This window comes from Streptomyces sp. NPDC047108 (assembly GCF_040643575.1).
GTDB lineage: Bacteria > Actinomycetota > Actinomycetes > Streptomycetales > Streptomycetaceae > Streptomyces.
The window spans coordinates 24,421-49,360 of record NZ_JBEYUP010000027.1 but is presented as its reverse complement, the minus strand read 5'-3'; the positions used below and the strand labels follow the sequence as shown (position 1 = coordinate 49,360).

The 24,940-nt window shown below is 72.8% G+C and carries 19 protein-coding genes; 14 read left to right on the top strand and 5 right to left on the bottom strand.

Going from position 1 to position 24,940, the window contains the following annotated elements:
• Positions 1–325: 325 nt before the first annotated feature.
• Positions 326–1,285 carry a hypothetical protein gene (locus ABZ822_RS30570; RefSeq protein ID WP_360861308.1) on the bottom strand — a complete coding sequence of 320 codons (960 nt, stop codon included), beginning with the start codon at positions 1,283–1,285 and terminating at the stop codon, positions 326–328.
• Positions 1,286–1,612: 327 nt separating this feature from the next.
• On the opposite strand from ABZ822_RS30570, the gene ABZ822_RS30565 reads away from it, so the two are divergent.
• From ABZ822_RS30565 to ABZ822_RS30535, 7 genes are all read left to right on the top strand, one after another.
• Positions 1,613–4,828 carry a chondroitinase family polysaccharide lyase gene (locus ABZ822_RS30565; protein ID WP_360861306.1) on the top strand — a complete coding sequence of 1,072 codons (3,216 nt, stop codon included), beginning with the start codon at positions 1,613–1,615 and terminating at the stop codon, positions 4,826–4,828.
• A 139-nt stretch (positions 4,829–4,967) separates the two neighbouring features.
• Complete coding sequence (locus ABZ822_RS30560; protein WP_360861304.1) at positions 4,968–6,842, top strand: AMP-dependent synthetase/ligase; 1,875 nt, start codon at positions 4,968–4,970, stop codon at positions 6,840–6,842.
• Between the two features lie 95 nt (positions 6,843–6,937).
• Positions 6,938–7,906 carry a zinc-binding dehydrogenase gene (locus ABZ822_RS30555; protein WP_360861302.1) on the top strand — a complete coding sequence of 323 codons (969 nt, stop codon included), beginning with the start codon at positions 6,938–6,940 and terminating at the stop codon, positions 7,904–7,906.
• A 215-nt stretch (positions 7,907–8,121) separates the two neighbouring features.
• Positions 8,122–9,162, top strand: coding sequence for a PHB depolymerase family esterase (locus ABZ822_RS30550; protein ID WP_360861300.1), 1,041 nt, complete (start codon positions 8,122–8,124; stop codon positions 9,160–9,162).
• 144 nt (positions 9,163–9,306) lie between these two features.
• The gene (locus tag ABZ822_RS30545) at positions 9,307–9,534 is read left to right on the top strand and encodes a hypothetical protein (RefSeq protein WP_360861297.1); all 228 of its coding nucleotides are present in this window, start codon (positions 9,307–9,309) and stop codon (positions 9,532–9,534) included.
• A gap of 260 nt (positions 9,535–9,794) precedes the next feature.
• Entirely contained in the window at positions 9,795–10,949 is a 1,155-nt protein-coding gene (locus ABZ822_RS30540) for a serine hydrolase domain-containing protein (protein WP_360861295.1), read from the top strand.
• 92 nt (positions 10,950–11,041) lie between these two features.
• On the top strand, positions 11,042–12,316 hold the full coding sequence (locus ABZ822_RS30535; protein ID WP_360861293.1) for a Tm-1-like ATP-binding domain-containing protein: 1,275 nt from the start codon (positions 11,042–11,044) through the stop codon (positions 12,314–12,316).
• A gap of 9 nt (positions 12,317–12,325) precedes the next feature.
• On the opposite strand, the gene ABZ822_RS30530 is transcribed toward ABZ822_RS30535, so the two are convergent.
• Positions 12,326–12,799 (bottom strand): hypothetical protein, encoded by a 474-nt coding sequence (locus ABZ822_RS30530; RefSeq protein ID WP_360861291.1) that lies wholly within the window; start codon positions 12,797–12,799, stop codon positions 12,326–12,328.
• 233 nt (positions 12,800–13,032) lie between these two features.
• Between ABZ822_RS30530 and ABZ822_RS30525 the strand changes: the two genes are divergently transcribed.
• The 3 genes from ABZ822_RS30525 (at position 13,033) to ABZ822_RS30515 (ending at position 15,295) form a co-directional block, all read left to right on the top strand.
• Positions 13,033–13,377 (top strand): hypothetical protein, encoded by a 345-nt coding sequence (locus ABZ822_RS30525; protein WP_360861289.1) that lies wholly within the window; start codon positions 13,033–13,035, stop codon positions 13,375–13,377.
• Between the two features lie 256 nt (positions 13,378–13,633).
• Positions 13,634–14,233 carry a TetR/AcrR family transcriptional regulator gene (locus tag ABZ822_RS30520; protein ID WP_360861287.1) on the top strand — a complete coding sequence of 200 codons (600 nt, stop codon included), beginning with the start codon at positions 13,634–13,636 and terminating at the stop codon, positions 14,231–14,233.
• Between the two features lie 141 nt (positions 14,234–14,374).
• The gene (locus ABZ822_RS30515) at positions 14,375–15,295 is read left to right on the top strand and encodes a hypothetical protein (protein WP_360861285.1); all 921 of its coding nucleotides are present in this window, start codon (positions 14,375–14,377) and stop codon (positions 15,293–15,295) included.
• Positions 15,296–15,428: 133 nt separating this feature from the next.
• On the opposite strand, the gene ABZ822_RS30510 is transcribed toward ABZ822_RS30515, so the two are convergent.
• On the bottom strand, positions 15,429–16,001 hold the full coding sequence (locus ABZ822_RS30510; RefSeq protein ID WP_360861283.1) for a CGNR zinc finger domain-containing protein: 573 nt from the start codon (positions 15,999–16,001) through the stop codon (positions 15,429–15,431).
• Positions 16,002–16,092: 91 nt separating this feature from the next.
• Between ABZ822_RS30510 and ABZ822_RS30505 the strand changes: the two genes are divergently transcribed.
• The 3 genes from ABZ822_RS30505 to ABZ822_RS30495 all read left to right on the top strand — a co-directional run bounded on the left by ABZ822_RS30505 (position 16,093) and on the right by ABZ822_RS30495 (position 20,376).
• Complete coding sequence (locus tag ABZ822_RS30505) at positions 16,093–17,532, top strand: MFS transporter (protein WP_360861281.1); 1,440 nt, start codon at positions 16,093–16,095, stop codon at positions 17,530–17,532.
• A gap of 213 nt (positions 17,533–17,745) precedes the next feature.
• Positions 17,746–19,086 carry an MFS transporter gene (locus ABZ822_RS30500; protein WP_360861279.1) on the top strand — a complete coding sequence of 447 codons (1,341 nt, stop codon included), beginning with the start codon at positions 17,746–17,748 and terminating at the stop codon, positions 19,084–19,086.
• A 90-nt stretch (positions 19,087–19,176) separates the two neighbouring features.
• Complete coding sequence (locus ABZ822_RS30495) at positions 19,177–20,376, top strand: anhydro-N-acetylmuramic acid kinase (protein ID WP_360861277.1); 1,200 nt, start codon at positions 19,177–19,179, stop codon at positions 20,374–20,376.
• On the opposite strand, the gene ABZ822_RS30490 is transcribed toward ABZ822_RS30495, so the two are convergent.
• A complete protein-coding gene (locus ABZ822_RS30490; protein WP_360861275.1) occupies positions 20,366–20,791 on the bottom strand; it encodes a YchJ family protein in 426 nt (141 codons plus the stop codon). The two genes, ABZ822_RS30495 and ABZ822_RS30490, sit on opposite strands and share 11 nt — an antisense overlap.
• A 138-nt stretch (positions 20,792–20,929) precedes the next feature.
• Between ABZ822_RS30490 and ABZ822_RS30485 the strand changes: the two genes are divergently transcribed.
• Positions 20,930–22,351, top strand: coding sequence for a hypothetical protein (locus ABZ822_RS30485; protein WP_360861272.1), 1,422 nt, complete (start codon positions 20,930–20,932; stop codon positions 22,349–22,351).
• 32 nt (positions 22,352–22,383) lie between these two features.
• Here the strand turns inward: ABZ822_RS30485 and ABZ822_RS30480 are convergent, their stop codons facing one another.
• Complete coding sequence (locus ABZ822_RS30480; RefSeq protein WP_360861270.1) at positions 22,384–24,543, bottom strand: SpoIIE family protein phosphatase; 2,160 nt, start codon at positions 24,541–24,543, stop codon at positions 22,384–22,386.
• Between the last annotated feature and the right edge of the window lie 397 nt (positions 24,544–24,940).

Sequence of the window (24,940 nt, the reverse complement as noted above, 5' to 3'; positions counted from 1 at the left end):
GCGGTGCCGGGCCGCGCAGCGCGTCATCGAGCCTGGCCTCTGCCGTTCAGGGACCGGGAGGCGAGCCCTGGACGGCAGAGGTCAGGGGTGCTGTCATGGAAAGTGGCGTGGGCGCCGAGAGCAAAGGAACCGGCACGGAGAAGCGGAGGCGTGTACCGCGCACCGTGCAATGAGGGTCCGCAAGAAGCGGGCGGCTCCGGCGCCCCGTCCACGCGCCTCCGCGTGCGCCCCTCGGCTCGCTGGTTGATCCGGCAACCATCCTGGTCGTGGCCGCTCCCGTGCCCCTGGGTGCCTGGTCGGTGTGGCCGCTTCCGTCGCGGGGCCGTCAGCGCCGTGTCCTGCCGCTCCGCGGCTCCTCGGCCTCCAGCCGGTCCACGTCGGCCGAGGCGTCCTCGGCGCGCTTGCGGTCCCGCTCCGCCTCGTCGCGCGCCCGCCGGGCGGGTACGCGTGCGTTCCGCTCGTCCCTCCTGGCCTCCGTCAGCTCCGCCCGCGCCGCTTTCAGCTCGGCCTCCAGCTCCCGTACGCGCTCCTCGGCCTGCCGCCGCCGCGTCTCCGCGTCCGCCAGCTCGTCCTGGGAGTCCGCCGACTTCCGCGCGCTGGCGTGCGCGGCGCGCTCCATTTCGGCTTCGAGGTCGCGGGCGGTCTCCAGCGCCTCGCGTCGCTCGCGTTCGGCGCGCTCCTGCTCCTCCGCCCGCTCGGCCAGGTGGGTCACGGAGGCAGTACGGCCCGGGGCCACCGACGATCCCTTGCCCCGGCGCCCGCCACCGCGGGAGCCCGAGCCGCTTTCGCGGGGACGCAGCCGGTGCACGGTCGCGCTGACAGGCGGGCCGAATCCGGCCCTCGGCGTGAGGGCCTTGGTCATGCGCCCTGTGGCCAGTTCCTCGGCGGCGTCCGCGTCGGCGAGTGCGGCCTGCACGGTGGCCTCCACCTCCCGCAGGACGCTCTCGCCCACCGGGCGGCCCGCTTCGGTGGCCAGGCGCTGGGTCTGCTGGGACAGCGCCGTCACCAGCTTGCGTTGCTGGCCGGACAGCTCCCGCAGCTGACTGCCGTCGAGGTCCTGGTGGGCGCGGCGGAGCTGTTCGCCGAGGCCGAGCAGCGCGGTGATCTGGTCACGGTCGCTGCGGACGAGCAGGTTCACCGCCCAGGCCGCCAGGGTGGGCCGCCGCAGCCCGCGGATCTTCGCAGCGTCTCCGCGGGGTGCGGCTTTGGCCGCCTTGTCGCGCGCCGCTGTGAACTGCTCGGGCGGCAGCGCGTACAACTGGTCGGCGACCTCTTCCCAACCCATGCGTTCAGGTTCGCACCGATCGGCGCCCGGCGGCGGATCGAGGCGGTCCGGACGCGGCGGAACCTGGGCCGGTTGGCGGACGGCAGGCGGGGCCGGACGGCAGGGGGGACCGGCGGTACGGGGTGGCAGCGCGGCAGCCGGGCAGTGCGGTCGCGGTGCGGATCCAGGACGGACGCGTGGCCGTCACCGAATGGCCGACCTCCCGGCGCGGGACCCCGCCGACCACCGTGCCGCCCGCGATGGTTGACGCTGACGACGACTCACCACACAATCCTCGACAGCTCAGAGGCACGTCAGGGAAGGCAAGTGACCCGAGGAGAAGGCATCTTGTCGGACGACGCCCCACGAACACCCCGCCGCACCGTCCTCAAGGCCGCCGCCGTCGGCGCGGCCGGACCGCTCGTCCTCCCCGCCACCCCGGCAGGCGCCGCCCACCCAACCACCCCGGCGGCCTACCCCCGCGCCATGACGACCGCCGCAGACGCGGAGAGCCTCGAGCAGCGGGCCCTGGGCCTCCACCCGCCCGCCTTCCTGCTCGAATCGGCCGTCCCGCCGCACATGACGGCGGAGCGCGGTTCGCGGCTGAGCATCAGCGACCGGGCGTCGGTGTGCGGGGGCCATGCGCTGCGCTGGGACCACGAGGCACGCTCCCGCATCGTCGTACGCGCCGGGCTGGAGTACGCGCCCGACCCGTACCGCCCCCTCGACGACCAGGCGTGGCAGGGCACGGTGGACACGTTCTCGGTGTGGATCTTCAACGAGAAGCCCGTCGACGACACCGTGCGCTTCGAGTTCGGGCGGGGCGAACACACCGACGCCTGGTTCGACTTCCGCCTCGGCTTCAGCGGCTGGCGCACCGCGTGGGTGCGGTACGGCTACGACATGCACGGCCGCCCGCACCCCGAGATGGACACCGTCCGCGTCATCGCCCCGCGCCGGTCCGGCACGCTGTACCTCGATCAGATGCTGCTCAATGTCGCGGTCCGGCCCGACGGTCCGACGCGCGACGCCCAGGTGCCCGAGGTCTGCCGCGAGGGCGACGCATGGGACGCACAGCACTGGCAGGCCCTTTACCTCTTCGACCGGCTTCTGACGAAGCGCCCGCCCGTGGTCCGCACGCCCACACCCGACGAACGGGCCTCGCTGAGAACGCTTCTGACGCGCTATCACGAGGAATACCTGGCCACGTCGTTGACCGTCGACGACGCCTACGTGGCGGCGCTGACCGCCCAGGTCGGCGAACTCGGCGTACCGGAGCGCGGCACCGGCGGCACCGGCCGTCCCGTCCACTCCTATCAGGCCCAGACCTACCCGCCCGAGATCGCCGGCGACCTCAAAGCCTTCGTCGGCGCCGCAACGCTGCGCGCCGTCACCGACCTGATGCAGAAGATCGCGCAGGCCCACGACACCGCGGGCACCGGGCATCGGCCCGCCCTCGCCGCGCTCTATCTGCGGATCGTCGCCCACCTCCGCGACCAGGGCTGGACGCACGGCAGTTGCCAGGGCACCATCCACCACCTCGGCTACGACGCCCGCGGCTACTACGACTCCGTCCACCTGATGCGCGACGTCCTGCGCGATGCCGGACTGCTCGACGCCGTCCGAGCCGATGTGAGCTGGCTGTCCGGGCTCGGCCGGATCGTCCGCGGCTGGGACCACCGCATGGCGTACGGCAGCATCATGGACATCCTCGGCACCACCTTCCGCGGCATGCTCGCCGCCGTCCTGCTGCGGGACACCGAGGCGGAGCAGGTGGCGTATCTGCACGCCCTGCGGACCTGGCTCGACACGGCGCTGCTGCCCGTCCCCGGCATCCAGGACGGTGTCAAGAACGACGGCTGCACGTTCCATCACGTCGGCTTCTACCCGGACTACGCGCGCGACGGATTCAGCGGACTGGCCCCGCTGGTGTACGTGATGAGCGGTGGCGCGTTCCGGATCTCCGCCCGCTCCCACGGCTGGCTGAAGCGGGCCCTGCTCACGATGAGGCTGTACGCCAACACCCACCACTGGCCGATCTCGATCACCGGCCGACATCCGCGCGGCACGACGGCGCTGTCCGTGACGCCGTACGAGTGGCTGGCGTTCGCCGGGACACCCGGCGGGACGAGCGACCACGACCCCGAACTGGGCGCCGCCTTCCTGCGGTTGCTCCCCGCCGAGCCGACCGACCGTCAGAAACGGCTGGCGGAACGGCTCGCCGCCCGCGGCGTCACCGCCGAGGCCGACCCCAACGGCACCTGGGCCCTCAACTACGCGGCCCTGGCCGTCCACCGGCGGGACAACTGGCTGATCACCGTCCGCGGGCACAACCGCTACCTCTGGAGCACCGAGGTCTACGACGGCGCCAACTGGTACGGCCGCTACAACACCTACGGCCAGATCCAGGTCCTCCACCGCGGCACCCCCGTCACCAACGCGGACAGCGGCTACCGCCAGGCCGGCTGGGACTGGAACCGCCGCCCCGGAACCACCACGATCCGCAAGCCCCTGCCCGAGCTGCGCGCCGACCTGACCGGCACCATCGAGGAGATGCTGCTCACCGAGGAGCGGTTCGCAGGGGCGCACGCCATCGACGGGCGCAACGGTATGTTCGCGATGCGGCTCCGCGAGCACCCCAAGTACGACGGCTCGCACCGCGCCCGCATCTCGGCCTTCCTCTTCGACGACCGCGTCATCGCCCTCGGCACCGGCATCCGCAACGACGACCGGACCCACGAGACCGAGACCACCCTCTTCCAGACGGCGCTAGCCGATCCCGCGGACCCGACGTATGTGGACGGGCCGGAACCGGTCACCGACCTCCCCTACGAACGGCCGGACATCGCCCTCGACCGCCCGTTCTGGCTGCTGGACGACAAGGGCCTCGGCTACTACCTCCCGCCGGGCGGGCGCATCGGCGTCCGGCGCACCACCCAGACCTCCCGCGACCAGGCCACCGACGCCCCCACCAGCGGGGACTTCGCCACCGCCTGGATCCGGCACGGCACCGCGCCACAGGGCGCGGGCTACGAGTACGCGACGCTCGTCGGGGCCACGCCCGAGCGCATGGCCGCCTTCACCCGGGACATGGCGGACCCGGCGCGGGCCGCGTACTCGGTCCTGCGTGCGGACACCACGGCGCACGTCGTCACCGACCGCGCCACCGGTATCACCGGCTACGCCGTCTTCGAGCCCACCGGGAGGCTCGCCGAGGGAACCGTACGCGGTGTGGACACCCCGTCGATGCTGCTCACACGGGACGACGGTCAGGCGCTCGTCCTCTCCGTATGCGATCCGGACCTGCGGCTGTACGAGGGCATCGACCCCGACCAGTACGAACACGGCTCCTACGTCGGCCACTTCAGCCCGTGGTCCCGCCCGTGGCTCACCAGCCCGAGCAGGCCACACACCCTGCGGGTGACGCTCCGCGGCCGCTGGCGTCCGGCGGCGGACGGCGAGCCGTGCCAGGTACGTCACGACGAGGGGTCCACGGTCGTCGCCTTCGAGACGGTCGACGGACGCCCCGTCCAGGCACGACTGGTGCGGGCACCGTCCTCCTGACGCGGGACGGAGCACCCCGGCGCACGCAACCCCTTTCACCCCCCTAGGCAGCTTCCGGACCGACCGGTATGGTGCGCTGCCTGCCGCGCGCACACGCGGCAGGGCAGCTCTGTGCAGTTCGTTCGAGGGGGACGTCGTCGTGCGGGACTTCAGCCTTCCACCGCTGGTGGAGATCCCGCGGTCGGGTGGGCTGGCCAACTCCGTCCACGAGCGGGCCGAGCGCACCCCGGACCTGCCGGCCCTCGCGCGCCGCGGCGGACCGGAGGGAACCGATTGGATCCAGGTCTCCGCCGCCGCGTTCCGCGACGAGGTGACGGCGCTCGCCAAGGGGCTGCTCGCCAACGGGATCGCCTTCGGCGAGCGGATCGCGATCATGTCCAGGACCCGCTACGAGTGGACCCTGTTCAGCTACGCGGCATGGACCATCGGTGCCCAGGTCGTCCCCGTCTATCCGACCTCGTCCGCCGAGCAGGTCCGCTGGATCCTCGCCGACGCGGAGGTGGCGGCCGTCGTGGTCGAGCACGAGGACCACGCGATGAGCGTGGGCGCGGCCTGCGGCGGCCTCCCGCTGCGCCGGATGTGGCAGCTCGACGCCGGCTGCGTCGAGCAGCTGACCGAGGAGGGGCGGGACGTCCCGGACGCGCTGGTGGGCCGTCACCGCAACGCCGTGGGGCCCGACTCCACCGCCACCATCACCTACACCTCGGGCACCACCGGACGCCCCAAGGGATGCGTGATCACCCACGCCAACCTCATGGCCGAATGCGACACCCTCTTCGCCGGATGGAACACCATCCTGGCCGAGCGCGGCGAACAGCCGTCCCTGCTCGCCTTCCTCCCGCTGTCGCACATCTACGGGCTGATGGTGCAGGTCTTCTGCATCCGTAACGGCGTCACCCTCGGCCACCAGCCCGACCTCGCGCCGTCCGAACTGCTCCCCGCCTTCGCCTCGTTCCGCCCGACCTTCGTCTTCGCCGTCCCCTACATCTTCGAGAAGATCTACAGCCGGGCGCGCCAGGTCGCCGAGGAGAGCGGCAGGGGTGAGCTGTTCGACCGGGCCACCGACGTCGCGGAACGCTACGCGGAAGCCATCGAGCGCCGGCACATGGGACGCGGCCCGGGCCCCGGCCCGATGCTCCGCGCCGCGCACGCCGTCTTCGACCGCATGGTCTTCACCAGACTGCGGGCGGTGCTGGGCGGCCGTGTCCGCTACGCCGTCTCCGGCGGTTCCTCGCTCCGCCGCGAACTCGGCCTGCTCTTCGCGGGCGCCGGGATCACCATCTACGAGGGCTACGGACTCACCGAGACGACCGGGGCCGTCACCGGCCAGCCCGTGGGGCGCGTACGGTTCGGGACGGTGGGCCGGCCGCTGCCCGGGTGCGCCGTGCACATCGGCGAGGAGGGGGACGTCTGGGTGCGCGGCGGTGTGGTCTTCGCCGGCTACCACAACGACCCGGGGGCCACGGGGGCGGTGCTTCAGGACGGCTGGTTCGCCACCGGCGACATCGGACACCTCGACGACGCCGGCCACCTCGTCATCACCGGCCGCAAGAAGGACATCATCATCACCAGCGGCGGCAAGAGCACGTCCCCGTACGTGCTGGAGGAGCGTATCCGTGCGCACTCCATGGTCTCGCAGTGCCTGGTGGTGGGCGACGACCGGCCGTACATCGCCGCGCTGATCACCCTCGACCCGGACGCGCTGCACCACTGGCTCCGGTTGCGCGGCAAGGAGGCACCCGCAGCCGGCAGTGCGGGGCAGGCGGGGAGACGGGCCGACGGGGCGTCACATCCCGTACCTGATCTGGCCGATCAGGATCTGCACCACGAGATCCAGCGGGCCGTGACGGCGGCGAACAGCGCCGTCTCGCGGGCCGAGTCCATCCGCGCGTTCCGGATCCTGCCGCGCGAATTCACCGCGGCGGGCGGCCTGGTGACGCCCTCGCTGAAGTTGCGGCGCAGCGCGATCGTGCAGGCGTACGCGCAGGACATCGAGGAGCTGTACACGGTCTGACGCCCCCGCCCGGGCAGGGTTGAGGCAAACCGCTGTCGGCACCCGTATCTGCTGGTGAGAGAGAGGCACCGGAGCAGAGACGAGGGAGCCGAAGCATGCGCGCTGTCCGTGTTGCCGAGTTCGGCCCGCCTGAGGTCATGCGGGTGGAGTACGTGCCGCATCCTGAACCGGGGGAGGGGGAGGTGCTTGTCGATGTCGCCGCGGCGGGTGTGCAGTTCGTCGAGACACTGGTGCGCGCGGGGAAGTCGGCCCACGTGCCGCGGCCGTACACACCGGGCCGGGACGTCGCCGGTGTGGTGAGCGCAGTGGGTCCCGGCGTGGATACCGGCCTGATCGGCCGGCGGGTGGCCGGACAGACCGAGCGCACCGGAGGCTACGCGGAACGGGCGGTGCTGAACCGCGGGTCCCTGCACCTCATCCCCGACAGCCTGTCCCTGCACGACGCGGTCTGTCTGCTCGGCCAGGGCCTCACCGCGGTCGGGCTGCTCGACCTCGCCGCGGTGAGCGAAGGCCGGACCGTCCTCGTCGAGGCGGCGGCCGGGGGCGTGGGCAGTCTGCTCGTCCAGCTCGCGAAGGTCGCCGGTGCCAAGGTCATCGGAGCGGCCCGCGGCGACCACAAGCTGGAGATCGTCCGCAAGCTCGGCGCTGATGTCGCGGTGGACTACGGCGTGCCCGGCTGGGGGGAGCTGGTCCGGCAGGCCGCGGGCCCCGACGGGGTCGACGTCGTGCTGGACTCGGTCGGCGGGGACGTGGGCCGGGAGGCCCTGGAGACGCTGGGACCGGGTGGCCGCTTCATCGTCTACGGCATCGCCTCCGGCCGCAGCACCGAGATCCCGGGCGGGCTGGTCTACGGCCGGGGGCTCACCGTGACGGGGTACGGTCGCAGCACGCCGGGTGTCGACCCCTCGCGGTTCCGCGCCCAGCAGAGCCGGGCCCTGGAGGAGGCGGCCATCGGACGGATCGTCCCGGTCATCGGGCAGTGCTTCCCGCTGGAGGAGGCCCCGCTCGCGCACGCGGCGCTGGCGGGGCGGGAGACGGTCGGAAAGGTGTTGCTCATTCCCTGAAGCGGGCTCCGTTTCCGCACTGGCAGGGGTCTTCCTCTTCCTTCGAACGGGCCGTTCATGGCAGGGAGTTGGCCGCTGTGCGGCCCGCCGGATCTGTGCGGCGCGCCGCTGACCGCGCGGTCCTCGCGCAGTGGGTGCCCGCTCCATGCGGGCGGGCGCCTGGCTGTGGTGCGTCCCCATGGCCGGGCGCGTCATGAGCACGCACGATGTGCGGCATGGCAGCGACCGACACCCCGCAACCCGCCCGGCCCGGACCGCCGTTCGCCACCCGCGGCCCGCGCCGCCTCCGGCGTACCGCGCCGTTCGCCGCCGCGCTCCTCGCGGCGCTCCTCGCCCTTCCGCAGCCCGCGTCCGCGTCCGCGTCCGCCGCGAGCCTCACCGAAGTGACTGGCTTCGGATCCAATCCTGGGCAGCTTCGGATGTTCCGCTACGTGCCCGACGGCCTGCCCTCCGGTCGTCCCCTGGTGGTCGCCCTGCACGGCTGTACGCAATCGGCCGCCGCGTACGACGACGAGACCGGCTGGACGCGGTGGGCCGACGAGTGGGGCTTCGCCCTCCTGCTTCCGCAGCAGCAGAGCGGCAACAACCTCAACGGATGCTTCAACTGGTTCCAGCCGCAGGACACCGGGCGCGGCTCCGGCGAGGCCCTGTCCATCCGCCAGATGGTCGACCGGATGCGGGCCGACCTCGGCACCGATGCCTCACGCGTCCATGTCACCGGACTGTCGGCAGGCGGAGCCATGACGTCGGCCATGGCCGCCTCCTACCCGGACGTCTTCGCCGGGGCCGCCGTCGTCGCCGGCCTCCCGTACGACTGCGCCCGCACCATCGCCGAGGCCCTGACGTGCATGAACCCGGGCCGGGACCTCGCGCCGCAGGCATGGGGGGACAAGGTGCGGGCCGCGTTCCCCTCGTACGCGGGACCGCGGCCCACCGTGTCCGTGTGGCACGGCGCGGAGGACATCACCGTACGGCCGGTGAACAGGACCGAGATCGTCGAGCAGTGGACGGACGCCCACGGCACCGACGCGGTCGCCGACGCCTCGGACACCGTTCAGGGCCACCGCCACGAGGTCTTCACGGACGGTTCCGGGAGGCCGGTCGTCGAGAGCTACGCACTGACGGGCATGGGGCACGGCCAGCCGGTCGACCCGGGGAGCGGTGCGGAGCAGTGCGGGGTGGCGGGACCGTACGTCCTGGACGCAAACCTTTGTGCCTCGCACCGGATCGGACGGTCCTGGGGCCTGGACTCCTGAGCACGCGCGTGCCGGGCCCGGATGCGGAGCGCCGCACGTGCTGGACTTCTACGCGCCGCACGTGCCCGGGCCGGGCCGAGCGCCGGTTACGCCTCCGGTACGGCTGGAGCTGCGGCCGGGGCGAACCCGGGGCAGCCTGGTCGCATGGAGGATGAGACCCAGGGACGTACGCCGCCCGTGGTGGTGGACCCGCCGCTCGACGGACGCCGCCGCGTGATGATCCACGGTGAGGACGTGGGGGCCGCCGTCAGCGCGACCGAGCTGCGCGGGATGCTCGACCGCGCCGGGCTCGGCGGCGAGGGCACGCTGCTGGACGACCCCGGCCTGATCGAATGGCGCGGCGGCGGGCCGGACGACTGGCCCGCCACCTGACCCCGGACGGAGGCGTGACGTGACGGCGACACGGCACGCCGGGCTCCGGCGTGCGCGGAGCGGCCCGCGCGTGCGGAACGGCTCGCGCATCATCCACAACGGCCCGCGCGTGCGGAACGGCCCGCGCATCATCCACAACGGCCCGAGCATCGTGCACCCACCGCCCGCAGGGTGCGTCTTCCGGGCTGTCCGACCGGCCGGTACGGTGAGCCCCGTGCGACGGCGGACGGACCGCGCGGCGGACTGAGGGGCGGGCGAGCATGGCGGCTGTCGAGGGGCACTGCGCGGACGGATTCGAGGCCGTGAGGGAGTCCTTCGAGGAGAACTTCCGCCGCAGGGGCGAACTCGGCGCGGCGGTGTCGGTGATGGCCGGCGGCCGGAGCGTCGTGGACCTCTGGGGCGGCTGGGCCGATGTGGCCGAGACCCGGCCCTGGGAGCGGGACACCCTCGTCAACGTGTGGTCCACGACCAAGGGCGTGACGGCTTTGTGCGCCCACCTCCTGGCCGACCGCGGACTTCTCGACCTGGACGCGCCGGTCCGCGACGTCTGGCCCGAGTTCGCGGCCGCCGGGAAGGAGAAGATCACGGTCCGTCAACTCCTCGCCCACCGCGCTGGTCTGACGGGCCCTCGGGTGACGCAGACCGTCGCCGACCTCTACGACTGGGATCTGACGGTCTCCCGGCTCGCGGAGTCCGAGCCCTGGTGGGAGCCCGGCACCCACTCCGGCTACCACGCCCTCAGCTACGGATTTCTCGTCGGCGAGGTGATCCGCCGGGTGACGGGACGGACCGCCGGGGCGTACCTGGCCGAGACGGTCACCGGGCCGCTGGGCATCGACTTCACCATCGGTCTGCCGGAACACGAGGACGGCCGCGCCGCGGAACTGGTCTCCAAGCCGCTGGACCGGAACAGCGAAGAGGCCCGGATTCTCACGCAGTTGGACATGATCGGGCTCTCCTCCCTCGGCAACCCGGTGGTCCGAGCGAAGGACGCGAACACGCTCGCCTGGCGCCGGGCAGAACTGCCCGCCATCAACGGCCACGGAACGGCGCGTGCGGTCGCCGCCCTCTACGCCGTCCTGGCGGGCGACGCGCTCGCCGCCGGCGCGCCGCTGCTCAGCAGGTCCGCGGCGGAGCGCGCACGCGAAGGCCAGGGCGAGTGCGTCGACCTCGTCCTGGGCGCGGCCTTCGGAGGTGCCACGGAGATCGCCCTGGGGTGCTGGCTGAGCGGTCCCCACCGGGCGTACGGGCCGAACCGCCGGGCCTTCGGCCACGACGGCTACGGCGGGTCGTTCGGGATGGCGGACCCGGAGGCGGGCATCAGCATCGGGTACGTGCTCAACCGTATGGGCGCGCATCTCGCGAACGATCCCCGGAAGACGGCTCTGATCGACGCCGTCTACGCGTGCCTCTGACGGCCGCCGAGGCCGTCTGCCGCCGGTGAATCGCTCGCGTGTGCACCGCCGTTGGCCCGTTTCGGTCCTCGCGCGCCGGGGACACCGGGATCATGGCTGTGGTCGTTCTGGTGGGGGCCCTCGACACGAAGGGCGCGGAGTACGGGTGGGTGCGGGACCGGCTGCGGCACCGCGGCGCCGAGGTGGTCGTCGTCGACGTCGGCATCGTCGGGGAACCGGTGGTCCGGCCCGATGTCCCGCGCGGTGACGTCGCCCGGGCGGCGGGCGCCGAGGTGGACGATCTCCGCGCGGCGGGGGACCGGGGCGCCGCGGTGACGACCATGGCGCGTGGCGCGGCGGAGGTCGTACGGCGCCTCCACACGGAGGGCCGGCTGCACGGGGTGATGGCCATCGGTGGCAGTGGCGGCACGTCGATGGCGACGCGTGCGATGCGTGAACTACCCCTGGGCGTACCGAAGATGATGGTGTCGTCCATGGCGGCGGGCGATGTCGCGCCGTACGTCGGCTCCTCCGACATCACCATGGTGCACAGCGTCGTCGACATCGCCGGGATCAACCGGATCCTCGCGCCCGTCCTCGCCAATGCCGCCGACGCCGTCGCGGCGATGGCCGAGGGATACGCGTCCTCGCGGGCCGAACGCTCGGTGCGGTGGGCGGAGGGCGAGGGACGCCCGGTGGTGGCGGCCAGCATGGCGGGCGTGACGACACCCGGGGTCGACGCCGCGCGCGAGCGGCTGGCCGAACTCGGTTACGAGGTCCTGGTCTTCCACACCAGCGGCTCGGGCGGGAGGTCGCTCGAGGCGATGGCCGGGCAGGGCCGGTTCGCGGGCGTTCTCGATCTGACGCTGAGTGAGATAGCGGACGACCTGCTCGGCGGCATTCTGTCCGCGGGACCGGACCGCCTCCGGGCAGCCGGGCGACGGGGGGTCCCGCAGGTGGTGAGCCTGGGAGCGCTGGACATGATCAAGTTCGGTCCGCGCGACGCGCTCCCCGAGCGCTTCCGCGACCGCCTGGTGCGGGTGCACAATCCGTCGATCACGGTGGTCCGGACGTCGGCTGCGGAGTGCGCCGAACTCGGCCGCAGGGTCGCCGCCAAGCTGCGCGCGGCGGCCGGCCCGGCGGCGGTCTACCTGCCGCGGCAGGGACTGTCGACGCTCGGCGCGCCGGGCGGTCCTTATCACGATCCCGCCGCGGACGGCGCGCTGTTCACAGCGTTGCGCGACGGGCTGGCGTCCAGCGATGTGGACGTCGTGGAGGTCGATACGCACCTCAACGACCCGGAGTTCGGACGGGCGGCGGCCGAGCGCCTTCACCGGATGATCGGCTTCGCCGCCGTCACGCCCGAGGACGCTCCCTCCGGCGCCTGACGCCGCGCCTCAGAAGGACCGGTGGATGTGGTCGGGTTCGCGGGACGCCGCCTCGACGTAGTCCCCGAACTCCATGTCGGCGAGCGCCGGATGCGCGTTCACGGCATGCACGGCGGCCGGGACCGTACGGAACCTGCGCGGCGCCGGCGCCACCATCCGGCCCTCGTCCAGCACCGGCTCCGGATCCCAGTCCTCCTCCTCGGTGGTGAGGGCCAGTACCGCATGGAGCGGCGACCGCATGGTGACGGCGTCGGCGACGAACACCACGCTCAGGTTCTCGTCCTCCGCCGCCGCGGCCATGACGGCGTCGGGTGAGGCACCGGACCAGAGCGGCTCGTCCACGAGATGAAAGCGGGCCTCGTCCCCCCACGGTCCCGGCAACTTCTCCACCACCGCCTGCCACGCTGCCTCGTCGCCGTAGTCGGTCCTGACGACCAGAGCGGCGGACTCGTCCCGTCCCGTAAACCCCGGCAGCACCCTCACATGCCCTCCTCCACTCGCGCGCACGCGCCCGACGGTCGCACGCCGGGCTGACCGCGCCGTTGCGGAAACCCTGCCGTTGTCCTGCGGAACGAACGGCTCGGGCCCGTGCGCCGCAGCGGATGACCGGCCGCGGGCGGGGACGTGACAGCCGTACGACGTACGGACGCCCTTCTCGTTGCGGTTTCAACCCAGCCCTATGCTGCGGACCGTAACCGGGTCCATACTGCGGGGCCATGACCCTCACCGCCGACACCGTCACCGCCCAACGGCTCGAGGAACTCCTCGCCGATCAGTCCATCCCGGCCGTACACCGCACGCTCTGGCTCCTGTTGTGGGAGGCCGAGCAACCGGTCCTCGAACTGCTCTCCCTCGACGTGCGCGACGTCGAGTTCGACCGATTCAGTGAGCGCGCGGCAGGATTCCTCCGTGAGCTGGCCGAGGACCGGGACTCCGGCCCCGTGTTCGCCGTCGGGGAGCGCTCGCTGACCTGGGAGGAGGCCGTCCAGGCCGCCCACGACCAGGGCCACGGCATCCATGCGTTCCGCACCGGCGGAAAGCGCAGCAGACAGGCACGCTAGCCCGCCGCCGGGCCATCGCGCCTGCCTGACCCGGGTCGTCGTACGCCGTCGTGCGGGACGGTGTACCGGCCGGGTGCGCCCCGGAGCACGACGCCGCGTACCCCGGCAGCGCGGCACTGAGTACCCCCGGTGCGGGAGACACCCCTTCCTTGCGGCACTGGTCCGCCCCTCAACGGCTGTGCATCCCAGGCCTGTTGACGACATGGGCCCGACGGCACCAGAATGACGTGTCATTCCGCCGGTCGAGAGGTGTGCTGTGGCCCAACAAGCGGTCGGCAAAAGGGACGCGATCCTGCGCGCGGCGGGCAAGGTGTTCGCCGAACGCGGCTACCACGCGACCGGCATCTCCGACATCGCCCGCGAACTGGGCGCCGGACACGGCACGTTCTACCGGTACTTCAAGAACAAGGAAGACATAGCGCGCAGCGTGGTGTCACGCGCTCTCGGCCGGGTGACGGACGCGCTGTCCGACGAGGACCCCGGCTCCTCCGGCACCCTGGAGCAGTACCGGGAGCAGGTCCGGCGCATCGGCCACAGGCTGTTCGACCTCGTCGCCGCCGAGCCCGAGTTGTGCCGCATCCTCTTCTACGACGCCATCGCCATCGACCGGGCCGAACCGGACACCGCCGGCCGGGCGATGGAGGCGGCCGCCGCCTATACGGCCGCGTTCATCCGCAACGGACAGGACCGGGGCTTCCTGCGCCGCGACGTGGACGCGCACGTGGTCGCGCTCGCGGTCAACGGCGTGATCCTGACCGGGGCGGTGCGGATGCTGCATGTGCGGGACCCGGACGCCATGCGCGATCCGTGGATTCACGCGGTGGAGACCTTGATGTTCGACGGCCTCGGCTCCTGACGGCTCCCGGCTCGCACGGCTGCTCGCGGCCGGCGCCGCGGACCGAGGGCGCGCACGACCTTCGTTTTCCGTCCTGTTGTCCGGCCGCTTTTTCTCTCCCCTGGAAGCGGAATGACGTGTCATTCCCGAAAGGAGAGCACGATGGTCCAGGTCGATGTGTTCTGGTCGTACGGCATCGGCGCGAGTTTCGCGACCGCCGCCGCCTACCACCTGAAGCCCCGGGAGGGAGCCCTCGGCCGGGCGGTGCGGCGGCCGTGGGCGGACCCCTTTCTGTCGGCGGCGATCCTCTACTGCGCCGTGCTGTTCGCGCCGAGCGGGGCATGGCTCCTGTGGGGCTTCCCCGACTGGGAGACCATGCAGGTCGCGCACGGGCACGGGTCGTTGCCCGCCTGGCTGGTCGCGCTGTTCGCCGCGACGAACGTGAGCCAGGGCGTCCTCGGCTACTGGGTCGCGTCACGTCTCATTGCCGCCGGCCGGGTCTACACGGCGTTCCTCCAGGCGGGAATCGGATACGCGGGGATGTTCTTCATCCTCGTCCACGGCTGGGACGGGCGCGGCTACCAGCGGTTCTTCTCCGCGGACCGCGAGACGTTCGCGACCTGGCCGGAGCGGCCGGGCCTCGGGGAGGCCCTGTCGCGCGTCGCCGACTGGCTGGTCTCACCGGTGGCGCTGACGCTGTACGGCATGGGCGTGGTGCTCGTCCCCGTCATGCTGGTCCTGATCGTGTCCTGGATCAGGTCGGGGCGGAGCGAGGCCGACACGGGTGCGGGTGCCGCCGGTACCGATTCCGGTTCCGTCGTCGCGACGGTGCCGGGCCCGGCACGCATCGTAGGTGCGGTGCTCGGTGCCGTGTTCGGGGTGGCGCTCGGGACGGCGGTTGCGGCGAGCATCCTCGTCCACCTGCTGGGCTGGTGGGTGGGCGTTCCCGTCGCCGCGGCCCTCACCGCCCTCTTGGTCGTCCGCCGCGGAACGGGCGCCGCGCACCGGCTCTTCGGGCTCCTCGCGTTGCCGGACGGGCCGGTTGGGCGTGGGGCGGGGCGGGTGCTGACCGCCGGAGGTTGACGGTCGGCGGGTCGGTCGTGCCGCGTGCCCGCCCAAGGCGAGCCGGCGCGGGGCCGACCGACGGCTCCACCGCATCGAGCCGCATCGAGCCCCTGCGAGCCGCAGCGAGCCCTCGCGATCAGGTGCCTCACCTTCAGTGCCCGTCACGCTCCGCCTCGCGCCGACGGCGCCGGTGTGCGGCGACGCGTGTGCGCGAGGCGCAGGTGGACGAGCAGTAGCGGCGGGCGGCTCCCGGGCCGGTGTCCAGATACAGCGCGGCACATCCCGGGGCTGCGCACTCGCCCCACGCGATACGGCCGTGCTCGGTGAGGAGTTGGGCCAGCGCCATCGCGCCGGAGGCGAGGAACCAGTCGGCCCAGCTCGCGTCCTCACCACGGTCGACGTGGAGATGCCAGGGGTGGCCGTCGTGGCACGAGAGGCGCGGACGCGCACCGCACTCGGCGAGCAGGGCGTTGATGGTGTGCGCCGCGCGGTCGGTGTCCGTCTCGGTGAGGACGTCCACGAGGCGCCCGGCGGCCCTGCGCAGACTCGCGGCATCGGCCTCGGAGAACGCCTCCTCGGCCAGGTCGGCCGCGCTCTCCCCGTGCCGGGCGAGGAGCGCGGCCAGATCGGCGCGGGGGATCGACGGCTCGCGGCGTACGGCGCCGGCGATGTCGATCAGCCGCTGCCCGGGCCGAAATCCTTGCGGGGGAGGGGTGTTGCTCACGCGGGCGTGATCCTTTCCTCTCGGGTTCTCCAGCTCACGCTCTGAGTGTAACGTCTTAGAGTTATAAGCCGTTACGGAGGAAGGTGAGGCTGTGCGGACACGGGGGCATCTCGGGCGGTATCTGACGACCGCGTTCTGCGCCCGGCTCGCGGACGAGGGCATGGCGGTGGTCGTGGTGCTTCTGGCGCTGCGGCGCACCGGCAGCGCCGCCGACGGAGCCTTCCTGCTGACCGCCTGGATGGCGCCGCACGTACTGGCCGCACCCTTGGCGGGCAGCCTCGCCGCGCGGGTGCCTCGCCCCCGCCTCTTCCGTGTCTGCGCGCTGGGCGGATTCGCCGCCGCCATCGCGGGGCTGACCCTCACCCTGGGGCGCGCACCCGTCGGCGTGACCCTGGCGATCGCTCTGACGGGCGGTGCCTGCGGACCGGTCGTCTCGGGAGGGTTGTCCAGCCTGGTGGCAGTCCTGGTGCCGGCGGGCGAGGAGCGGGCGCGGGCCTACGCGTGGGACGCCGCCACCTACAACGCCGCGTCGGTGGCCGGGCCCGCTGCCGTGGCGGTCACCGCCATGGCGCTCTCGCCCGGCGCCGCGGCGTTCCTCCTGGCGGGCGCGGCCGCGCTGGCCGCCGTTCTGGCGGTGTCGCTGCCGCCGGAGCGGACGGCGACGGGTGCGGCGCCAGGCGAGGCGAGGGGGACGGGGACGGAGGGAGCGGCTGATCCGGGGCCGGTGGGTCAGGGCCCCGCGGACGCGGACACGACGCGGGCGCCCGGAGCCCGTACACCGGGAGCCCGTACGCCCGGTGGCTGTAGGGATGCGACCCGTACGCCCGGTGCCTGTACGACCGGAGCGGACGGGCCACGGCAGACGCTCCGCGCCGACCTGGCCGCCGCACTGCGCGTCGTCCGGCGAACGCGCGAGCTGCGGGCCGTCACCGCCGCCACCTCACTGGCGTTCGTCGGCGTCGGCGGTCTCACCACCTCCGCGGTCCTGCTCGCGGAGGACCGCGGACACCCCGGTGGAGGGGGCCTCCTGGTGACGCTCTTCGCCATCGGAGCCCTCGCCGGCTCGCTCGGCCTCGCCCGATGGCGGCCGCACCTCCCCGCGCACCGTCTCGTCGCCGCCAGTCTCCTCGGGACGGGCCTGGCCCTCGGCGCCGCGGCACTCCTGCCCTCGTTCACCGCCGCCGCTGCGCTGTTCGCGGTGGCGGGTCTGTGCGACGGGCCGCTGCTGAGCGCGACGTTGCGGATCCGCGCCGACCACGCGCCGCCGCATCTGCGCACGCAGGTGTTCACCCTCGGCGCGGGGCTGAAGATCTCGGCGGCGGCGTGCGGGGCCGCGCTCACCGGGGCGGCCGCGGCCTGGTCCCCGTCGCTGCTCCTGGTGGCGATCGCCCTCGTACACCTGGCGGCCCTGCTCCTCTACTGCCTCGCACGATCCGTACCCGCCGGGCGTACCGCACGCCCCGACACGCCGCCCGTCCACCGGTCACCGCGCCCCACCCCGTCGCGCCACGCGGACGGCGGCACGAGCTGAGCCCGCCCTGACGGCCGTCCAGGCCAACCAGGAGCGGCCCTCATCTCGCGCACACCAGCGGCAGGTTGCGTGAAGGACCCTTCCGCGGATCTTGCGCTTCCGCGGAGCCGCGCCATCCTGAGCCAAGGACAGGACATCACCGTCCTGAGCACGGGACGGGGCATCACCGACTCGTGCCCGGGACCGTGATCCGCGACGCCGAAAGGGCTGGGAATGACCACCTCCGTACACGGCCCCGCCCAGGACACCACCGGCCCGGCGCGCCCGCGCCGGGCCCTGGTCGCAGGCTCGGTCGGCAACTTCATCGAGTGGTACGAGTTCGGCGTCTACGGCTACTTCGCCACGATCATCGCCGCGAACTTCTTCACCCCCGAGGGCGGCAGCGACGTCGAAGGGCTCATCAAGACCTACGCCTCCTTCGCCCTCGCGTTCTTCTTCCGCCCGGTCGGAGCGGCCGTCTTCGGCCGTGTCGGCGACCGGATCGGCCGCCGCCCCACCCTGATCCTGGTCGTCCTGCTGATGACGGCCGCCACGACCCTGATCGGCGTACTCCCCACGTACGCCACCGTGGGGGCCGCAGCGCCCTGGCTGCTCACGCTGCTGCGCATCCTCCAGGGCCTGTCCGCCGGGGGCGAGTTCGGCGGTGCGGTGTCGATCATGACGGAGTTCGCGCCCCCGGGCAAGCGGGGTCTCTACGGGTCCTGGCAGTCCTTCACCGTCGCTCTCGGGCTGCTCGGCGGCGCGGGGACCGCGGCTGCGCTCGCCACACTGCTGACCGCGTCCGACCTCGAGGCGTGGGGCTGGCGGGTGCCGTTCCTGCTGGCGCTGCCCCTGGGACTCGTCGCGCTGTGGCTCCGGCTGCGTCTGGAGGAGACGCCCTCGTTCGAGCGCGCGAGCGCTGGCCTGTCCGACCCCGCCGTCGATCCCGACGCGCTCAGGGCCTCCAGGACCCCGCGGGGCGAGGTGATCCAGGCCGTCGTACTGGGCGCGGGCCGGCTCATGGGGTGGTCGGCGGCCGGATACACCTTCCTCGTCGTGATGCCCGGGTATCTGCAGAGCGCGCTCAACGCCACGTTCCAGCAGGCGCTGGTGGCCACCGTGCTCGCCAACCTGGGTTTCGCGGTCTCCATCATCCCGGCGGGGCTGCTGAGCGACCGGATCGGGCGGCGCGCGGTCATGCTCGCGGGGGCGGCCCTGGTGGCGCTCCTCGCCTTCCCCCTGCTCAACCTGTTGCAGGACCCCGGCGCTTCGGACGCCGCCAAGGGTGCCGCGGTGACCGTGGCCGGCGCCGTCGTCGGCCTGATGGCGGGACCCGGCCCGGCGATGCTCGCCGAGATGTTCCCCACCCGCGTCCGCTACACGGGCCTCGGGCTGGCGTACGCGCTCTCGAACGCCGTCTTCTCGGGCTCGGCCGGGCTCATCATCACCGAATTGATCAAGCGCACCTCCAACGTCGACATCCCCGCGTACTACGTGGTCGTGACGTGCGTCGTCAGCGGGCTCGCGCTGATCACGCTGCGCGGCGACGACCACCGGCGCGCGTTGCGCGACTGAACGCCCCCTGACCGAGGAGACTCGTGAACGCGGAGATCCGTGAACGCGGAGATCCGTGAACGTGGGGCCCTGAACGAGGAGAGCTGAACCATGCGCGTGATCGGTCTGATGTCCGGCACGTCCCTGGACGCCATCGACGCCGCGGCCGCCGATCTGGCCTTCGAGGGCGACGCGCTGGTGCTGACGCCGCTCGGATCGCTGAGCGTCCCGTACTCGGACGAGTTGGGGAAGGCGCTGGCCGCGGCGCTGCCGCCCGCGGCGACGACCATGGAGGAGGTCTGCCGCCTGGACACCCGCGTCGGACAGGAGTTCGCCGCGGTCGCGGTCCGGGCCGACCGGGAGCTGTGCGACGGCCGGGCCGACCTCGTCGTCTCGCACGGGCAGACCGTCTTCCACTGGGTCGAGGACGGGCGCGTGCACGGCACCCTGCAGATCGGCCGGCCGGCCTGGATCGCCGAGGCCGCGGGCTGCCCCGTCGTGTCCGACCTGCGTACCCGCGATGTCGCCGCCGGGGGACAGGGCGCGCCTCTGGTGAGCATCGTCGACGTTCTGTGGCTGCGGGGGCGCCCCGGGGTCCCCGTCGCGCTGAACCTGGGCGGCATCGCCAACATCACCGTCGCCGCGGGCGATCCTGTCGCGTTCGACACCGGCCCCGCGAACGCCCTCATCGACGCGGCGGTCCGCGATCTGACCCACGGTGCGGCGGACTACGACGCCGACGGGGCCCTGGCCGCCCGTGGCAGCGTCGACGCCTCGCTGCTGGAGCGGCTGCTCGACGAGCCGTACTACGCCAGGCCCGCCCCCAGGACGACGGGGAAGGAGCTGTTCCATCTGCCGTACCTGCGGGCCGCCTTGGCGGGTGGCCCGCCGCTCCCGGCGGAGGACGTCGTGGCCACGCTCACCCGGCTCACCGCCAGGACCGTCGCGGACGCGGCGCGGTCCGTGGGGGCGACCGAGGTCATCGCGTCCGGCGGCGGCACCCGCAACCCCGTCCTCATGGCGATGCTCCGCACCGAACTCGACGGCATCGGGCTGCGGGTCTCCGACGACCTCGGCCTGCCGTCGGAGGCGAAGGAGGCGTACGCGTTCGCCGTGCTCGGATTCCTGACGCTCCACGGGCTGCCCGGGACGGTCCCCGCGTGCACGGGCGCCCGGCACGCCGGCGTGCTGGGCTCCATCACCCCCGGCCGCCGTGGTCTGCGGCTGCCGGAGACGCCGCGGTCCGCCCCGTCCCGGCTCCGGATCGCCCCCGGCCCGTCCGACGCGTCAGGGGCGGCTGTCAGCGCGTGAAGACCGCGTCCTGGTAGACCCAGGCGCCGTCGTGCCGTACGAAGCGGCTCCGCTCGTGGAGTTCGCCCGGCTGCCCGTCGTGCGTGTACCGCGCGCGGAAGGTGACGGTGCCCGTGGTGTGGAAGGCACTGCCCTCGGCGGTGTCCAGGATCTCCAGCCCCACCCACCGCAGCCCCGCGTCGAAGTCGACCTCGGACGGCCTCGTCCCGGGATGCCAGGTGCGCAGCAGATAGCCCGCGTCCCGTACGGCGAAGGCGGTGTACCGGGACCGCATCAGCGCCTCGGCGGTGGGCGCCGCGGCCGTACCGGCGTGCAGGCGCCCGCAGCAGTCGGCGTAGGAGGCGCCCGTACCGCAGGGACAGGGGGAGGCGGCGGTGACGGCGGGCGGCTGAGGGCGTGAACGGCGACGGGACATGGCGACCATTGTCCGTCACCTGCGGGGGTGGGGTGACTGTGGGCTGTTCGGGGGGATCATCGCGAGGCGCCATGACCGGTACGGCGTAGCCGGCGTTGGAGAGGCGCTCGGAGAGACCGCGTTCGTCCGGAGGAAAGCGTGCAGATTCAGCGGATCGCGACAGCAACGGCCGTTGCCCTGGCCGTCGGTGGGCTGACGTCCCTGGGGGCGGGCCCGACATGGGCCGATGGCCCGCGGGCGACGGCCGGTGGCGGGTCCGCCCCGATGGGCGGCGTGGGCCAGGAGAACACGGCGCAGGACGGGCGGCAGAACAACAACTGCGTCCGGGCGAACGGGGCGTCGACGACGGTGACCGGTGGCCGTGCGGACGGGCGCTGTGTGACCGCCGACGGATCCTTCAACGCGTTCGCCCACGTCGAGCGGGGCGGAGCGGATGCGGCGGGCGGGACCGGTCCCTTTCAGGTCAGCCAGCAGAACACGGCCCAGCGCGGGCGGCAGAACAACAACTGCGCCTCGCCGAACGCCGGTTCCCTCGGCGCGAGGGGCGGTGGCTTCGACAGCCGGTGCGTGGACCGGGACCGCTCCTTCAGCGACCACACCACCGTGAAGGGCAAGGGAGCGGCCGCCGAAACGGGCTCCACGGCCTCGGCCCTGTTCCAGCAGACCGTGGCTCAGGAAGGACGGCAGAACACCACCTGCGCGAGCCAGGACGTCAGCAGCGCGATGGTGTCGGGGGGAAGGGTGGTGAGTCGCTGCGGGAACCACGACATCTCCCGCAGCCGGTTCACCACGACGCAGGGAGGAGGTGCCGAGACCAGCGGCATGACGTCGGGCGGTCTGCTGAACTCCCAGAGCTGGGCGCAGGAAGGGCGGCAGAACGTGAATTGCGCCAACGTCGCGACCGGGGGCATCGACCTTGACGGAGGCAGGTCGGAGAGCACCTGTGCCAACGCCGACGACTCCCGCAGTCACACCACCTCGGTGAAGGGCACAGGAGCTCGGGTCAGCGGCGGCAACGGTGTTGTGGCCGCCTTCGCTCAGGACGCTGCGCAGGAGGGGCGGCAGAACGTCCACTGCACCAACCTGAACGAGTCGGCGCACGTCGTGTCCGGAGGCAGGGTGGAGGACACCTGCCGGAACGCCGACGAGTCCAGCAGCCGGAGGACCGTCACCGAGAACGGCGGTGCGGTGGTGTCCGGCGGCTCGTCCGCTGATGCGATTCACCAGCGGAACGTCGCTCAGGAGGGACGTCAGAACACCCACTGCGCCGACATCCACCGGGGGATCCTCCGTCCGACGGGCAGCGTGTCGGAGACCCGCTGCGACACCCAGGACCGGTCCGTCAGCCGCGACACCGTGACCAAGGGCGGTGGCGCCGAGGTCGACGGCGGCGCATCCGGCGTGGCACAGGACCGGCTGCAGAACACGGCGCAGGCAGGCCGCCAGAACAACAGCTGCGGCAACACCAACCGGGTGGATGCCACGCTCAGCGGTTCCCGTGCGGCGTCCGAGTGCCTGGCCGACGACCACTCCGTCAGCACGGGAACGCGATACCTCTAGCAGCGCCCCGCTGTACGACGCCCGGGCGCGGGTCAGGTCTCCCCGCCCCGGGCTCGTCCGCCCCGCTTCGGCAGGCGCCAGCGGCCGGTCCAGCCGGGCCGGGGGCGTGGGGGCATCCGGCGGACCCGGGCGAGCACCAGCACGGTGTCGTCGTCCGGGTCGGGCGACACCAGTTGGGTGAGGATGCGGTCGGCGGCACGCTCCAACGACTCGGGCGCCGCGCGCAGTTCGTCGCGGAGTCTGTCCAGTCCCGCGTCGAAGTCCTGGTCGTGCGACTCGACCAGCCCGTCGGTGTAGAGGGCGAGCACGGCGTCCTCGGGGAGGTCGACGTCCATCGCGCGGAAGGTGAACCCGCCGACCCCGAGAGGGACGCCGAGTACCTCGTCGAGCGTGTCGACCTCGCCGTCCGGCCGCAGGATCAGCGGCGGCGGGTGACCGGCGCTGGCGATACGGGTGTGCCCGGCGGCCGGGTCGAAGACGACGTACACGCATGTGGCCAGTTCGATGCCCGTCTCCGTCGCGAACTGGTCCAGTTCCGCGAGGAGTTCGGACGGCTCCGGGTCCCGTCTGGCCAGGGCCCGCGCGGTGAAGCGCAGGCCGCCCATGTCCGCCGCCGCCCGTACGCCGTGGCCCATCACATCGCCCACGACCAGCGCCACGCGGCGGTCCGGCAGCTGGATCAGGTCGTACCAGTCGCCGCCGACCTCGGTGACGCGGCCGCCCGGGAGGTAGCGGTGAGCCACCGTCACATAACGTCCGGCCAGGAGGGTTTCGGGCATCAGGGCGCGCTGGAGGGTGAGCGCGATGTCCCGTTCCCTGCTGTAGAGGCGGGCGTTGTCGAGGCAGAGCGCGGCGCGTGAGGTCAGCTCGGCCGCGAGGCTGAGGTCCTGGTCGGTGAAGGCGGGGCGGGTGGCGGAACGGCCGAACATGGCGATGCCCTGGACCGTTCCCCGTGCGATGAGCGGGGCGATGACGAGTGCGGACAGCCCGCTGTCGACCAGCAGGCGCGCGCTGGTCTCGTCGGGCACGTTGCGCGTCACGAAGGCCTCGTCGACCTGCGCGGACTCGGGGCGGCCCGTCTGCAGGACATGGTGGATGGCCGAGCCCGGCGGGTAGCGGGCCGTCTCCCGCCCGCTCAGCAGCTCGGTGGCGGCCGAGGAGAGCACGGTGTCCGAGGCGATCCGGCGCGTGACCACCGGGAGGGCGGGGTCGAACGGCTCCTGCTCGTTCATCCACTCCACGAGCTCCACGACGGCCGCGTCGCAGAAGTCGGGGACCGCGACCTGGACGATCTCCCGCGCGGTGACGGCCACGTCCAGCGTGGTGCCGATCCGGGCGGCCGCGCGGTCGAGCAGCGCCAGGCGCTGCCGCGCGGCCGACGCCTCGACGAGGGCCTGCTCCCGGTCCGTGACGTCGACCATCATCCCGCCCACGCCGAAGAGGCGGATCCCGCCGGGCCTGCTGAGCGGGAAGAGGCTCACCGACCAGACCTGGTCACGGTCGGGCTGCCCGCGGGTGCGGACCCCCACGAGCGAGCCGACGATGGGCCGGCCCACCTCACCGACGGCGCGCAGCATGCTCTCGTACTCGCCGCCGTCGGGCGTGATCATCACCTCGCCCACGTGCCGCCCGACGTGGTCCTCGACAGGCATCCCGTCCATGTCGGCCAGCGCCTGGTTGAGATGGACGAACCGCAGGTCCGCGTCGAACATGACCAGCCCGATCGGGCAGCTCTCGAAGAGGGCGTCGAGGAATGCCAGGTTGTTCCTGACCCGTTCCAGCTCGCCGCTCTCGCTCGCCAGCGCCATCACCGTGTCCCGGCCGTCGGGCCCCGCGAGCCGGAAGACCCGGAAGCCGCCGTCGAAGACCGTGCCGTCGCGGCGGAGGATCGACAGGCGGCCGCGCCAGTAGCGCTCGCTCCGTCCCCGCTCGACCATGCGGGCCCATTCGTCCCTCCCGCTGCCGGCGGAGCCCGGGGTGTGCGGGGCATCGGGGAAGAGCATGCCGCTGGGCTGCGCGAGCACGTCGTCGGCGGCGTACCCGAACAGCGACTCCGCGCCCGGGCCCCAGAAGCAGATCCGGTTGTCGTCGTCGACGCCGAACACGGCGACCGGCACCCGTTCCAGCAGGGAACCGGGCTCCGACCAGAGCGGACTCCGGCCCTGCGTCTGGCCTGCCAGTTCTGAGGACACCGTTGTTCCTCCCCGTACTCACGGCCCGGGTCCGCGCCTCTCGACCAGCGGACATCTTCAATTTTGCCCTTTATGTGCACGTTCCGGGCGGCCCTGCGGAATGTCGATGGTCGGGGCGATTCGGTGGCCGAATCGCAGGCTGGAGGCGTCGAATGCCTGGGACGTGAAGGGGGTCGCGGCGGCGGCGTGGGTGGCCCGCCCGCCGTGTGCCGACTGCTCCGGCCAGCGGGGAGCCGTGGAGTAAGCACTACTCAACCTCGGTCGGCGAGGCAACCCCGGGTGGGGTCCGACTCTCCCCCTTTCAGGGGAGGGCGTCGCGCTCCGGCGTCGGCGCGCTGCCCCAGGGCACTGCCCCGATGGTGATATACCGGGTGATCGGCCCATATGATGGCTGCCG

Bases quoted from the DNA above. Each gene is read 5' to 3' on its own strand.
- ABZ822_RS30535 (WP_360861293.1), top strand. From the start codon at position 11,042: ATGGCTGTGGTCGTTCTGGTGGGGGCCCTCGACACGAAGGGCGCGGAG.
- ABZ822_RS30540 (WP_360861295.1), top strand. From the start codon at position 9,795: ATGGCGGCTGTCGAGGGGCACTGCGCGGACGGATTCGAGGCCGTGAGG.
- ABZ822_RS30550 (WP_360861300.1), top strand. From the start codon at position 8,122: ATGGCAGCGACCGACACCCCGCAACCCGCCCGGCCCGGACCGCCGTTC.
- ABZ822_RS30515 (WP_360861285.1), top strand. From the start codon at position 14,375: ATGGTCCAGGTCGATGTGTTCTGGTCGTACGGCATCGGCGCGAGTTTC.
- ABZ822_RS30500 (WP_360861279.1), top strand. From the start codon at position 17,746: ATGACCACCTCCGTACACGGCCCCGCCCAGGACACCACCGGCCCGGCG.
- ABZ822_RS30490 (WP_360861275.1), bottom strand. From the start codon at position 20,791: ATGTCCCGTCGCCGTTCACGCCCTCAGCCGCCCGCCGTCACCGCCGCC.
- ABZ822_RS30555 (WP_360861302.1), top strand. From the start codon at position 6,938: ATGCGCGCTGTCCGTGTTGCCGAGTTCGGCCCGCCTGAGGTCATGCGG.
- ABZ822_RS30570 (WP_360861308.1), bottom strand. From the start codon at position 1,285: ATGGGTTGGGAAGAGGTCGCCGACCAGTTGTACGCGCTGCCGCCCGAG.
- ABZ822_RS30525 (WP_360861289.1), top strand. From the start codon at position 13,033: ATGACCCTCACCGCCGACACCGTCACCGCCCAACGGCTCGAGGAACTC.
- ABZ822_RS30495 (WP_360861277.1), top strand. From the start codon at position 19,177: ATGCGCGTGATCGGTCTGATGTCCGGCACGTCCCTGGACGCCATCGAC.
- ABZ822_RS30545 (WP_360861297.1), top strand. From the start codon at position 9,307: ATGGAGGATGAGACCCAGGGACGTACGCCGCCCGTGGTGGTGGACCCG.